13 protein-coding genes are annotated in these 12,654 nt (G+C 48.5%); 7 read left to right on the forward strand and 6 right to left on the reverse strand.

The window, feature by feature from the left end; genetic code table 11:
* Nucleotides 1-298 precede the first annotated feature (298 nt).
* From ACYVI9_RS11005 to ACYVI9_RS11020, 4 genes are all read left to right on the forward strand, one after another.
* A complete protein-coding gene (locus tag ACYVI9_RS11005) occupies nt 299-850 on the forward strand; it encodes an RNA polymerase sigma factor (RefSeq protein WP_460764513.1) in 552 nt (183 codons plus the stop codon).
* An 11-nt stretch (nt 851-861) separates the two neighbouring features.
* A complete protein-coding gene (locus ACYVI9_RS11010; RefSeq protein ID WP_460764515.1) occupies nt 862-1,191 on the forward strand; it encodes a hypothetical protein in 330 nt (109 codons plus the stop codon).
* Nucleotides 1,192-1,399: 208 nt separating this feature from the next.
* Nucleotides 1,400-1,690 (forward strand): hypothetical protein, encoded by a 291-nt coding sequence (locus ACYVI9_RS11015; RefSeq protein ID WP_460764517.1) that lies wholly within the window; start codon nt 1,400-1,402, stop codon nt 1,688-1,690.
* 54 nt (nt 1,691-1,744) lie between these two features.
* Complete coding sequence (locus tag ACYVI9_RS11020) at nt 1,745-1,951, forward strand: hypothetical protein (RefSeq protein WP_460764518.1); 207 nt, start codon at nt 1,745-1,747, stop codon at nt 1,949-1,951.
* Nucleotides 1,952-2,012: 61 nt separating this feature from the next.
* Here ACYVI9_RS11020 and rpiA read toward each other — a convergent pair whose 3' ends face one another.
* Nucleotides 2,013-2,690 (reverse strand): ribose-5-phosphate isomerase RpiA, encoded by a 678-nt coding sequence (rpiA, locus tag ACYVI9_RS11025; protein ID WP_460764520.1) that lies wholly within the window; start codon nt 2,688-2,690, stop codon nt 2,013-2,015.
* Nucleotides 2,691-2,732: 42 nt separating this feature from the next.
* Nucleotides 2,733-3,914, reverse strand: a complete 1,182-nt coding sequence (locus tag ACYVI9_RS11030; RefSeq protein ID WP_460764522.1) for an aspartate aminotransferase family protein — start codon at nt 3,912-3,914, stop codon at nt 2,733-2,735.
* 111 nt (nt 3,915-4,025) lie between these two features.
* Here ACYVI9_RS11030 and ACYVI9_RS11035 point away from each other — a divergent pair, with 111 nt between their 5' ends.
* Both ACYVI9_RS11035 and ACYVI9_RS11040 read left to right on the forward strand, forming a co-directional pair.
* Nucleotides 4,026-7,400 carry a methylmalonyl-CoA mutase family protein gene (locus tag ACYVI9_RS11035; RefSeq protein ID WP_460764524.1) on the forward strand — a complete coding sequence of 1,125 codons (3,375 nt, stop codon included), beginning with the start codon at nt 4,026-4,028 and terminating at the stop codon, nt 7,398-7,400.
* Between the two features lie 399 nt (nt 7,401-7,799).
* Complete coding sequence (locus tag ACYVI9_RS11040) at nt 7,800-8,537, forward strand: MBL fold metallo-hydrolase (RefSeq protein WP_460764526.1); 738 nt, start codon at nt 7,800-7,802, stop codon at nt 8,535-8,537.
* Between the two features lie 124 nt (nt 8,538-8,661).
* Here ACYVI9_RS11040 and ACYVI9_RS11045 read toward each other — a convergent pair whose 3' ends face one another.
* From ACYVI9_RS11045 to ACYVI9_RS11060, 4 genes are all read right to left on the reverse strand, one after another.
* Nucleotides 8,662-8,946, reverse strand: coding sequence for a hypothetical protein (locus tag ACYVI9_RS11045; RefSeq protein ID WP_460764528.1), 285 nt, complete (start codon nt 8,944-8,946; stop codon nt 8,662-8,664).
* A gap of 88 nt (nt 8,947-9,034) precedes the next feature.
* Nucleotides 9,035-9,652 (reverse strand): hypothetical protein, encoded by a 618-nt coding sequence (locus tag ACYVI9_RS11050; protein ID WP_460764530.1) that lies wholly within the window; start codon nt 9,650-9,652, stop codon nt 9,035-9,037.
* Nucleotides 9,653-9,661: 9 nt separating this feature from the next.
* On the reverse strand, nt 9,662-10,222 hold the full coding sequence (locus ACYVI9_RS11055) for an RNA polymerase sigma factor (protein ID WP_460764532.1): 561 nt from the start codon (nt 10,220-10,222) through the stop codon (nt 9,662-9,664).
* 170 nt (nt 10,223-10,392) lie between these two features.
* On the reverse strand, nt 10,393-11,355 hold the full coding sequence (locus tag ACYVI9_RS11060) for a transketolase family protein (RefSeq protein ID WP_460764534.1): 963 nt from the start codon (nt 11,353-11,355) through the stop codon (nt 10,393-10,395).
* Nucleotides 11,356-11,580: 225 nt separating this feature from the next.
* Here ACYVI9_RS11060 and ACYVI9_RS11065 point away from each other — a divergent pair, with 225 nt between their 5' ends.
* A complete protein-coding gene (locus tag ACYVI9_RS11065) occupies nt 11,581-12,606 on the forward strand; it encodes a rod shape-determining protein (RefSeq protein WP_114792158.1) in 1,026 nt (341 codons plus the stop codon).
* The last annotated feature ends 48 nt before the right edge of the window (nt 12,607-12,654 follow it).

Raw genomic sequence — 12,654 nt, forward strand, 5'->3', positions numbered from 1 at the left:
GGGATTATAAGTTCCGTGAACGATCCATTGACTCAAAACCAATGGGCCAGGCACCGCCTGTGGGTTCAGGTTAGCGGTTGCAGGCGCCCTACATGGTCTGGAGTTATTCATGCCCTATAAAATTAACGGTTCGCTACGAATCCCGCAAAAAAATCGGGACACCGTAAATCCGGATCCCGATAGAATCAGGAGGAGGGGGAATGGCGTTCATCTTCATGACTTTCAGGTCGATCCGGATAATTAAAGTAATTTGGCTCCCGGATCGTCTATATGTACAATGGGCGACGGTATAGCAATAATGGCTGATGAAAAAGGACAAAATATCGTAGATACTGTAAAAAATTACAGCAAGCGGTTGTTTGGCTTTATTCGCGGTAAAGTGAATACGGATGCCGATGCCGAAGATATTTTGCAGGACGTCTGGTTTCAATTTGCCAATACCTCGGCAACGCAGACAATTGAAGAAGTCAGCGGGTGGCTTTTTGCAGTAGCCCGTAATAAAATTACGGACCGGTATCGTAAGAAAAAACCCGAACTGCTGGATGATTTAAGTTACGAGAATGAAGACGGAGAGTTAAGCTTTAAGGAGATCTTGCTGGGGATTTCGGATAATCCCGAAATGGAAGACTTTAAGGAGCTGTTCTGGGAAGCATTTTCTGAGGCTGTAGCTGAACTCCCGCTACCGCAGCGGGAAGCATTTATTCTCAATGAACTCGAAGATATGACCCTGCAAGAGATCGCAGACCGTAGCGGTGAAAGTATCAAAACAGTAATTAGCCGGAAACGCTATGCGGTAAAACACCTGCGGAAAAAACTGCAATACCTGTACGACGAATTAATGAACGTTTAAATACATTTTTTATGATGAACAAGAAAAGGTGCGGACCACCAAAATTTGTATTTGCTTTATGTGCCATAGCAGCCATCCTGCTTTTTGGCGGCGTAGTCATGTGGCTGTGGAATGCCATTCTGCCTTCTGCCTTTAATCAGGTGAACCCCATCAGTTATTGGCAGGGTGTCGGGCTGTTGGTACTAAGTAAAATTTTATTCAGCGGATTCCGGGGCCCAGGCGGCGGCAGGGGCAAATTCGGGAGAGCCCGGAACCTGCGGGAAAAATACAAGAGTATGACCGAAGAAGAAAAGCAACAATTTAAAGAAGCCATTCGACAGCGTTGTCGGATGCGGTCCTGATCCGAAAATTTACTGATTGATCATGCGGTGCTTAGGCACCGCATTTTTTTTAAGGATACCGGTGAAAGCAAAGTGCAACAATCGCTGCAATGGCTGCCGGCAGGCCTTTTGCGCGCCGTAGCCTACCGTCGGCCCCTGTCTGAAACAGGCTTTTTAAAGTAATCAACTGCGACAGCCGTCTACCATATAAAGCTTAAAAATAAATGCCATGAATCGATCCGTATTAAAACCCATCATTGCAGGCGTCATCATCGGCGCTGCCTTTTTCTTTATGCCCTTTTTCATTTTAAGAGTGGCCATCGTAGTATTAATCGTCATCGGCCTGTTGCGGCTATTCGGCGGCCATCGTTACCGACGCGGATTCGGCGGCCCCCAGCGCTTCGCCGGTTTTGCGGATAAAATCCGGAATATGTCGGAAGAAGAGTATCAGCAGTTCAAACAGAAATTTCAGGGACATTGTGGTCGTCCACAGTGGAACGACGTTTCAGGAACCGCATGACACCGGGCGCTTATTATTGATGGTGTCCCATTAATCATTTAAAAAAAGTTAGTTATGAAAAGGAATTCTAAAATACTCATTGGATTATTATCAGCAGTTGCCAGCTTTGGCGTATTGTATGCCGTCGCCGGCGATCATTTCCGTTATCGGTGTTCAGAACACAGAGACCGGATGCAGAGCCATCACCGACCTGCAGATGCCACGCACTGGTATGAACACAGTGAAAGACCGGCTGCCGGCACCCCGACACCACAACGCTGAGCATTCACCCATTCTGTCCTTACCCGTATCATTCACAGGTAGTCACCAGGCTACCGGTTTTTTAACGGCTAAACACTACAGTATCATCCTGCCTGGCCATGATCACCCGGGCAGCCAGACCGATAAATAATCCGTGTTCGACCAGGCCAACCAGCTCATTGAGCCGGTGGTCCAGTGTTGCAGGGTCATTGATTAGACCAAAGTCGGCATCGATAATATAATTACCCTGATCGGTCAGGTAAGGATGTTGTTCTTTTTGGCGAATCAACCCGATGCCGCCCAGCTTGCGGAGTTCCCGCATCACATAGGAAGCAGCAAAAGGAATGACTTCGATCGGTACTTTAAATAGCCCCAGTTCAGATACTAATTTACTGCTGTCCGTAATGATGATCAGTTCCCGAGTCAGGGAAGCCACAATTTTTTCACGTAAAAGGGCGCCACCTCCGCCTTTGATCAGGTCCAGTCCCTGGGTAAATTCATCAGCACCGTCAATAGTAATGTCTATTGCTTCAATGCTGTTGATGTCGACAATGGGAATATCTCGCTGTTCCGCAAGTACCCGGGTCTGTTCAGAAGTCGGTACACACTGGAGTTGCATGCCCCTTTTTACCAGCTCACCCACCGCTTCGATTGCATAAAAAGCAGTCGATCCGGTGCCCAGCCCCAGGGTCATGCCCTCCCGAATAAATTTTACCGCTTCCAGCGCGGCCATTTTTTTCTCGTTATTGTTGGTACTCATTATGTAAATTATATCGTTATAGATTTGGATGATTACAAATCATCAGTCCTGTGATAATTGTTGCAGTATCATCCGACAGGCAGTAATGATCTCTTCTTCTGATATGGTGAGTGGAGGACAAATGCGTAAACAATTTGAAGCGAACAGGAACCAGTCGGTAATGGCACCCGCCCCGATGGTCCCATCGATCACCAGTTTGTTGGTTTCGAAGCTGTCAAATTCCACGGCTATCAGCAAACCGTAACTTCTCACCGCCACGATTTTTTCATGCTGTAGCAAAGACAGAAACAAGGCTTCCTTCCGGGAAACCTGTTGGGAAAGCTGCTCGGCCAGCAAGCTTTTCAGTGAAGCCATACCGGCAGCACAGGATACAGGATGACCGCCAAAAGTTGTAATATGGCCCAGCACGGGTTGATCCGTTAGTTGCATCATCAGTGACCGCTCGGCAATGAAAGCCCCCAGAGGCATGCCGCCACCCAGTGCTTTTCCGAGCAGCAGGATATCGGGAACCACATCGAAATTTTCAAATCCCCAGAGCCGGCCGGTTCGGCCAAAGCCTGTTTGTATCTCGTCCAGGATGAGCAGGCAACCGGTCTTTCGGCATTTACGGGCGACCTCCTGAATCCAGGCAGGATCCGAGGCCATAACACCTGCTTCGGCCTGTACGGTTTCCAGAATCACACAGGCGGTTGCGGTATCGATCGCATCGATCAATTCCGGACTATTATAATCCAGATGATAAATACCCGGAAGTAAGGGCCGGTAACTGTTGCGCCAGTATTCATCGCCAATTATACTCAGCGCTCCCTGGGTAGAACCATGATAAGACCGGTTACAGGCGATAATCTTGCTGCGATTGGTAGCTCTTTTGGCCAGTTTCATCGCACCTTCGACCGCTTCTGCGCCGGAATTCGTAAAGTAAACAGCATTGAGGGTGTCAGGCATCAGTGAGGCCAGCAGGGTCGCATACTGGACTTGTGGTGACTGGATAAATTCACCATAGACCATAATATGAAGATAAGCATCCAGTTGCTGACGAATGGCGCTGAGTACCGCGGGGTGGCGGTGGCCGGTATTGGCCACACTGATACCGCCAATCAGATCGATATAGCTCTTACCCGAGCGATCGAAAAGTTGACAGCCCTCTGCCCGGACGATCTCCAGGGCGAGCGGAGCCGTGGAAGTCTGTGCCAGGTGCCGTAAAAAAAGTTCGCGCTGATTCATGAAGGGGCGAAGTTAAGAAAGCCCCCGGGATTTCGGGAGGGACAGAACGGGCAGACAGGGCAGGGATGCAGATAGACTGAAATACTTATTTTTGCTAACAATTGTTAGGGAATGGACAAAAATCAAACGGTGCGCATCGTCACCGCTGCTTCGCTATTTGACGGACATGATGCCGCCATCAATATTATGCGTCGCATTCTGCAGCAGAAAGGTGCAGAAATCATACACCTGGGTCATAACCGAAGTGTCAGGGAAATTGTCGAATCTGCCATAGAGGAAGATGCTGTTGCAGTGGCGATCACCAGTTATCAGGGCGGTCATCTCGAGTTTTTTAAATACATGAGAGACCTGTTGGAAGAAAGCGGATTCGGGCATGTCAAGATATTTGGTGGCGGTGGAGGCACGATATTGCCTGCAGAGATCGAGGAACTACAGGGCTATGGGATTACAAAGATCTACAGTCCGGATGATGGCCGCCGGATGGGGCTGGAAGGCATGATCGAAGATGTCATTGACCGCTGCCGTGAAGAACCGGTGACAAGACCGGAAACAGCGGTCGACGGACCACCCGGGCTTGATCATGTGCAGGTACTGGATGAAGTCAAGGACATTCGACTGATCTCTCGCGCGATCAGTCTGGCCGAAGCAGATCAGGATTACAGTTTACTGCTGGACCAACTCAGGTCCGCCGGTCAACCCGGCGTTCCACCTCCCGTGTTGGGTATCACCGGCACCGGCGGTGCGGGGAAATCCTCCGTCACCGATGAACTGGTCCGGCGGTTTTTACAGCGATTCAGCGATCGTAGTCTCGCGGTGATTTCGGTAGACCCCTCCCGTAAAAAAACCGGTGGCGCGCTGCTGGGAGACCGGATCCGGATGAATGCAATCAGTCATCCGCGAGCTTATATGCGGTCAATGGCGACCCGCCAGGACAATAGCTCAGTGAGCCGGCACAGCATTCAGGCCCTGGAAATCTGTAAAGCAGCAGGCTTCGACCTGATTATTTTCGAAACCGCAGGTGTCGGCCAGAGCGATACTTCCCTAGTAGCGCAGACAGATTTGTCCATGTATGTTATGACACCGGAATATGGTGCGGCATCGCAACTGGAGAAAATCAATATGCTGGACTATGCCGATTTAATCTGTCTGAATAAATTCGATAAGGCCGGGGCGCTGGATGCCTATCATGATATCTGCAAACAGTACAAACGTAATCACGGCCTGTGGACCGCAACGCCAGGCAGCCTGCCGGTTATAGGAACCATCGCTGCCCAGTTCAATGATCCGGGCCTGAACCTGCTTTTTGAATGGTTATTGCAATTACTGGAGCAGAAGACCGGAACGCCTTTCGGCGCCACGCAGGTTACCAATACCACCAACACTGAAACAGCCAGCACCCCGATTATTCCTGCCAGTCGGGTACGTTATCTTAGTGAACTGGCGGAAGCTATTTATGCATACGACCAATGGGTGGATGATCAGGCCGCCATCGCTTCCCGATGGTATCGGCTCAGTGGGGCAGCAGCATTGCTGCCATCTGCAGAATTGCAAAATCTGGAAGCCCAGGTCCGGGCTGATCTGGATCCCGCCAATCTGGTGCTGGTGCAAGACTGGGCGACACTCAAATCCCGTTACAGTCAGGACGCTTTTGAATATACTGTCCGCGGCCGAACCATCCGGCAGGAACTTCGTTTTACGACTTTAAGCGGCAGCCGTCTTCAGAAATTGTATCTGCCCGCATATCAGGATTGGGGTGATATTCTGCGCTGGCAGTTGCAGGAGAATGTACCGGGGAAATTTCCATATACCGCCGGAGTTTTTGAACTAAAACGTATGGGGGAGGATCCAACGCGGATGTTTGCCGGCGAAGGCGGACCCGAACGGACCAATAAACGTTTTCATTACCTCAGTGCCGATCAACCGGCGAAGCGATTGAGTACTGCTTTTGACAGTGTGACCCTGTATGGGGAGGACCCTGATTTTCGTCCTGATATCTTTGGTAAGATCGGCAATGCCGGCGTGAGTATTGCCACTGTTGATGATGCTAAAAAGCTTTACAGCGGCTTTGATTTGTGCGATTCGGCGACTTCGGTTTCAATGACCATTAATGGACCTGCACCGATCATTCTGGCTTTTTTCATGAACGCTGCTATCGACCAGCAATGTGAAAAATGGATTACAGAGAACGGTCAATGGCCTGAAGTCGAAACCCTGATCCAGAAAAAATTTAGCGGCGCTGGGCGGCCCAACTACGGTGAATCAGGCTCAGGCTCGCTTCCCGCAGGTAACAATGGCCTGGGTTTAGGTTTATTGGGACTAAGCGGTGCGGATATATTACCGGCTGAAATCTACGAACAGATAAGAGCGACCACCCTGCAGCAGGTGCGGGGCACCGTTCAGGCAGATATTCTGAAAGAAGATCAGGCCCAGAATACCTGCATTTTTTCCACTGAGTTTGCACTAAAACTGATGGGCGATGTACAGGCGTATTTTATCGAGCATCAGGTGCGTAATTTTTATAGTGTCAGTATCAGCGGTTATCATATCGCCGAAGCGGGCGCCAACCCCATCACCCAGCTGGCCCTGACGTTGGCCAATGGGTTTACTTATGTAGAATACTACCTGAGCCGCGGTATGGCCATCGATGATTTCGCGCCGAATCTTTCCTTTTTCTTTTCTAATGGTATGGATGCCGAATACAGCGTGATTGGAAGGGTGGCCCGGCGCATCTGGGCCAAGGCAATGAAATGCCGTTACAATTCCAATGAACGGTCCCAGAAATTAAAGTACCATATTCAAACCTCCGGCCGCAGTCTGCATGCGCAGGAGATCGATTTCAATGATATCCGTACGACGCTGCAGGCACTGTATGCTATATATGACAATTGCAATTCATTGCATACTAATGCTTATGATGAAGCGATTACAACCCCGACCGAGGAGAGCGTCAGACGTGCTATGGCCATACAACTGATCATCAACCGGGAACTTGGCAGTGCCCGTACCGAGAATGTATTGCAGGGCAGTTTTGCAATTGAGGCACTTACTGACCTTGTGGAAGCTGCTGTACTGGCGGAATTTGAGCGACTGAGTGAAAGGGGCGGTGTCTTAGGGGCCATGGAGCGGATGTACCAGCGCAGCAAGATCCAGGAAGAAAGCATGCATTATGAAATGCTAAAGAGCAGCGGTGAACTTCCGATCATCGGGGTCAACAGTTTTTTGAATCGCCAGGGCAGCCCCACTATATTGCCGCAGGAGGTGATTCGTAGCAGTAAAAAGGAGAAAGAAATGCAGATTCGTAACCTGGATGCTTTCAAGACCCGGCATACAGGTAACCGGGAAGCAGCACTTCAAACAGTAAAACAGGTTGCCGCCGCCAATGGCAATATTTTTGAAGCGCTAATGGAAGCCGTAAAATATTGCAGCCTGGGTGAGTTGACCCATGCCCTCTATGAAGTCGGCGGACAGTACCGCAGAAATATGTAGTTTAGAAAAGCATATCCCAGATATAACCAATCTGGTCAACCCATAATTGACGGCATAATCGTACCAGCGTGATGGCCGTAGGAACATCAGGGTTTATGAAAATCTTGCTGAGGATTTCATAGAATTTTTACGCCGCGGAATAGTAGGAACCGAAGCAGGAACCCAATACCCTTCATTCCTCATCTACCAGTAACAGTTCATGGCGACAAGGGGAATACGCTTTTTTCTTTTTAAATTTTTGAAACAGGGATACAGCCAGTTTAAAATAATTGGTTTTCCGATTTTCAAAAGATTGGGCTTATTTTCACATCGGATATTTCTATGTTGTACTGGTACAGGATCGACCGCTCCGAATGTCGGCTCTGGTGCTTTCATTCCTCAACCACTAAAAAATTACTGATGCAGATCATACCACTTTCAGAAGGTGCTTTTACCGTTGATGCTTCAAAAAAATTTATACCCTTTGACCTGGAGCAGGACCAGTTGCAGCAACGCAGCAGGGGGAGCCTGCTGGTAGAGATACAACCGTTTGTTATTAAAACCCGCGATGAAATCCTGCTCCTGGATACCGGCCTCGGAAGCAGGGACCCTCAGGGTCAAATGCAGTTATACAGCAATCTGCGCCAACATCAAATTCATCCCGGTGATGTGACCCGGGTCATCATGAGTCATTTGCATAAGGACCATGCGAGCGGCCTGATCAATCCCTTTACAGGGCAATTTGCTTTTGAAAATGCACACTGTCATATTCAACAGCAGGAATGGGAAGAAGCATCACAGCCTGGATCGTCTTCCTATGACAGCGCCTTGCTGGAACCACTCAGGGACAGTTCTCAGCTGGTATTAGAAACTGAACTTGTAGGTGAGATAGCGCCCGGGATCAGCTACACGGTAACGGCCGCCCATTCCCGGTTTCATCGGGTGATCTGGATCCGGGAGGGTGATGAAACAGCTTTTTTCGGTGCAGATGATGCACCGCAGCGTTCGCAGATGCGGACCCGGCTGGCAGCCAAATACGATTATGATGGAAAAAAGGCAATGCAGTTAAGGGAGCAATGGATGGAGGAGGGGCGGGACTGGCAGTTTTTATTCTATCATGACATTAAGACGCCCGTTTTTCGCGTAAAGGATTTGTAAGGGCTTAAAAGAAAAAAGGCCTGCCCTAAAAAGAGCTGGCCGTTGCTAACCTATGAAAAACACCAAGTGCAAAACTACGAATAACCTTCGTAGAAAAAAAATTTTTTCAATAAAAGTTCGAACATTAATTTTTTTGAGGCCTGCGATTCCGTTCCCTTAGTTCTTCCCTTACTTTTCTACGAAATTGTTGCTCATAAGTAAAGAACAAATTCGCTCTTTTCAAGCCAATCACTTTGGCATAACGGCCCCGGAAATTTTTCTTGATTCGGACAATTTGCGCTTCTTTTTCCAGTGGATCTGAATAGGTTTTGATGGCTTTGCGGCGGGCAATTAGGTAATTACGTACCATCGGACGCATTTTGTTAAGTTCTGCCGGTTGTAATTGCAATTCCCTGGCCATATAGTTCATAAACAGATCATTTACTTTCGGGGCAGGTTTTTTTGCTTGGGCTGATGCCAACACAGGAATCAGAAATGCACCGTATAAAAGACATAATTTAATTAGTTTCATCTGTTTGTGGGTTTAATTCGGCGCCCTCAAGATCGGTCTCCTCCAGAAAATGCTGTAATTCACTACTGCTGATACCGTTAAACTGAAGCCGCGCCCGGGTCTGTCGGGTAGCCAGTTGCGGAGACGGCACCATTTCGCCGGTAAATCCTTGCAATTCTTCGCTTTTTACCTCCTGCAATTGGTCTTCTGTATAAACCAGTGACCCTGGCCGGACTTCAGAATGCCGGAATTGGGAAAATCCGGCCAGTAACAAGATGCCGGTTAGCGCGGCAGCCGCCGTAATCCGGAGCCAGACCGGAATGCGTCTGGCCGGGCTTTGTCCGGTTTCCTTTATGCGTTGCAACAACAATTGTTCGACCGCTTCGAAATAGCCCGAAGGCAGGCTAAAGGGCCTCCCTTTAATGCGTACCCCGGCCGTCAGGAGCTCATCTTCTGGAGCCGGGTTCTTGGGGAATTCCTGCACCAGCTCCTGAAGACGGGCTTTCAATAGTTCAAAATAGTCCGCCGGTACCTGATAGGGGTGGCCGGGTGTTGCGGTCGATTTTTTGATTCGCTTTAAAATGTCCGGTATGTCATCATTTTCAATCATCTGATAGTCTGACACTGTATGCTTTTAAAAGTTTAATGTTTTCGTGAGGTAGGCTTCTATTTTTTTCGCTGCATGATGATAACTGGCTTTCAGCCCGCCTACAGTAACGCCCAGGACTTCACTCATCTCTTTGTAGGGCATTTCATCAAAATACCGCAGGTTGAAAACAATTCGTTGCTGCTCGGGCAGCTCCTGAATCGCCAGTTGTAATTTCCATTCCAGGCCTGTAGCATCAAAATATTCGGCGGCGCGGATATGATCCGTAAGCCCCGTAAAATATTCCCCTGAAACCGTCCTGTTCTTTTTGATCTGGTTTAAATGGGTAATACTTTCGTTGGTGGCGATCCGATAAAGCCAGGTATAGAGTTTGCTTTCCTGGCGGAAGCCTTCCAGTGCCTTCCACATTTTGATAAATACGTTTTGGAGTACGTCATCTGCATCGGCGTGAACGACGACCAGTCGGCGGATATGCCAGTACAATGCCTCCTTGTATTTATTAACGATTAAGGCAAAAGCCTGTTCTTTCGTGGCTGGAACACGAAATAACGTTAATAAATCTTCATCTGAGCGATCGCTTTGCTGCATCAGGCCTGTCTATGACGAAAGAGTTGGCAAAAGGTTTAAAGCCCCGGGAAAACGACACCTGCCAATGCACGGAGCGTCCCGGAAGATATTCAGGTCAACAAGTTACCAAAATGCGAAGAAAAAACCCCACTTCCGGGAAGTGGGGTCGTCAAAAGTTCGATTAATCCGACTTATCCGGCTTTACGGGCCATTACTTTTTCTGCAGCGGCCAGAATATCCGGGACATCCAGATGGTATTTTTTAAGTAATTCTTTGGGGGTACCGCTTTCACCGAAAGTATCGAGTGTGCCTACATACTCAATGGGTACCGGGAAATTGCGGGCGGCGATCTGTCCGATCATATCACCCATACCTCCCAGAATATTATGCTCCTCGGCAGTTACGGCACATTTGGTCTTGCGAAGGGATTTCAATACGGCTTCCTCATCAATGGGTTTGATGGTGTGAATATTAATCACTTCAACGCTGATCCCCCTTTCTTCCAGCAATACGCCAGCCTGAATGGCATTCCATACCAGATGGCCGCAGGCGAATATGGTCAGGTCTGTTCCTTCGGAGAATACCTGAGCCTTGCCCAATTGAAAATCTTCCGGCCGGGTAAATATGGGCCAGCTGGGTCGTCCAAAGCGCAGATAAACCGGACCGTTTATTGCTGCGATTGCTTCGGTGGCTGCCTTGGTCTGGTTGTAGTCACAAGGTACAACCACTGTCATCCCGGGCAGCATCTTCATCATTCCAATATCTTCCAGTATCTGGTGCGTGGCGCCGTCTTCGCCCAGGGTGACGCCGGCATGGGAAGCACAGATCTTTACATTTTTCCCGCTGTAAGCGATGGACTGACGGATCTGGTCATATACCCGACCGGTACTGAAATTGGCAAAAGTCGTCGTAAAAGGGATTTTCCCGCCAATGGTCAGGCCGGCAGCAATACCCATCATATTGGCCTCACCAATGCCACATTGAATAAACCTTTCGGGAAATTCCTTAATAAACTGATTGAGTTTCATTGATCCCAGCAGGTCCGCTGTCAGCGCCACGATATTTTCATTTTTCCTGGCGGCTTCTACGATGCCGTCACCAAAACCACTGCGGGTATCTTTGGTTCCTGTTGATTGTATGTCTTTTAATGCCATGCCTACGTAATTGATTTGAAGTGGCAAAAGTAATTATTGCAGCTTAAATTGACGCATTAATATCAAATATTCTGTAAGCGCCGGGATTTTGGGGTTTTAGGGGTAATGTAAAAGATATGTTAATTAAATTATAAGCTTGCCGGAGGGAGCTGCGGCGTGGTTTTTACTTTGTTACTTTCAGCAAATTCCTACAACTTTGCGAACAAATTTTTTGAATTTATTATAATGGGACTTTTTAACTGGTTTACACAAGAAATAGCCATGGACCTGGGTACGGCCAATACCCTCATCATACATAATGAAGAAGTCGCTGTTAATGAGCCAAGTATCGTGGCGCTTAACAGAAATAATCCGAAAGAAGTGTTAGCCGTAGGTAAAAGGGCCCTGATGATGCACGAAAAGACCCATGAAAGCATCCGAACCGTCCGGCCCTTGAAGGATGGTGTGATTGCCGATTTTAATGCGGCTGAGCTGATGATCCGGGAGCTGATCAAACTGGTATACCCCAAAAAACCCCTTTTTCCTCCAAGCTGGAGAATGATGATCTGTATTCCTTCTTCCATCACGGAAGTGGAAAAACGTGCGGTTAGGGACAGTGCAGAGCAAGCCGGCGCCAAGGAAGTTTATCTGATTCATGAACCTATGGCAGCGGCCCTGGGTATCGGCATAGATGTGGAAGAACCCGTGGGAAATATGATTATAGATATTGGTGGAGGAACGACCGGTATCACGGTTATTGCCCTGGCTGGGATTGTCTGTGACCAGAGCATCCGGATTGCCGGTGATGAATTTACCGCAGATATCATGGAAGCACTCAGAAGATACCATAGCCTGCTGATCGGGGAGCGTACTGCCGAGCAGATCAAGATTCAGATCGGTGCGGCTATGAAAGATCTTGACAATCCTCCGGACGATATTCCGGTAAACGGACGGGATCTGGTAACCGGTATTCCTAAACAGATTATGGTCAGCTATCAGGAAGTGGCTGAAGCACTTGACAAAAGTATATTTAAAATAGAAGAAGCCATCCTGAAAGCCTTGGAACAAACCCCTCCGGAACTTGCCAGTGATATTTATCGCCGGGGATTATACCTGACCGGTGGGGGCGCCCTATTGAGAGGCCTGGACAAAAGACTGAGCCAGAAAATAAAATTACCGGTTCATATTGCCGATGATCCGCTGAAAAGTGTGGTCAGGGGAACCGGCATTGCACTGCAGAATTATGACCGGTATCCGTTTGTAATGCGTTAACTTCAAACCGGATATAAACCGGCAGGGATAATTACAACGTATCAGGGA

The organism is Niabella terrae (assembly GCF_054783135.1).

Bases quoted from the DNA above. Each gene is read 5' to 3' on its own strand.
- ACYVI9_RS11040 (WP_460764526.1), top strand. From the start codon at position 7,800: ATGCAGATCATACCACTTTCAGAAGGTGCTTTTACCGTTGATGCTTCA.
- ACYVI9_RS11020 (WP_460764518.1), top strand. From the start codon at position 1,745: ATGAAAAGGAATTCTAAAATACTCATTGGATTATTATCAGCAGTTGCC.
- rpiA (WP_460764520.1), bottom strand. From the start codon at position 2,690: ATGAGTACCAACAATAACGAGAAAAAAATGGCCGCGCTGGAAGCGGTA.
- ACYVI9_RS11065 (WP_114792158.1), top strand. From the start codon at position 11,581: ATGGGACTTTTTAACTGGTTTACACAAGAAATAGCCATGGACCTGGGT.
- ACYVI9_RS11015 (WP_460764517.1), top strand. From the start codon at position 1,400: ATGAATCGATCCGTATTAAAACCCATCATTGCAGGCGTCATCATCGGC.
- ACYVI9_RS11045 (WP_460764528.1), bottom strand. From the start codon at position 8,946: ATGAACTATATGGCCAGGGAATTGCAATTACAACCGGCAGAACTTAAC.
- ACYVI9_RS11010 (WP_460764515.1), top strand. From the start codon at position 862: ATGATGAACAAGAAAAGGTGCGGACCACCAAAATTTGTATTTGCTTTA.
- ACYVI9_RS11005 (WP_460764513.1), top strand. From the start codon at position 299: ATGGCTGATGAAAAAGGACAAAATATCGTAGATACTGTAAAAAATTAC.
- ACYVI9_RS11055 (WP_460764532.1), bottom strand. From the start codon at position 10,222: ATGCAGCAAAGCGATCGCTCAGATGAAGATTTATTAACGTTATTTCGT.
- ACYVI9_RS11030 (WP_460764522.1), bottom strand. From the start codon at position 3,914: ATGAATCAGCGCGAACTTTTTTTACGGCACCTGGCACAGACTTCCACG.
- ACYVI9_RS11035 (WP_460764524.1), top strand. From the start codon at position 4,026: ATGGACAAAAATCAAACGGTGCGCATCGTCACCGCTGCTTCGCTATTT.
- ACYVI9_RS11060 (WP_460764534.1), bottom strand. From the start codon at position 11,355: ATGGCATTAAAAGACATACAATCAACAGGAACCAAAGATACCCGCAGT.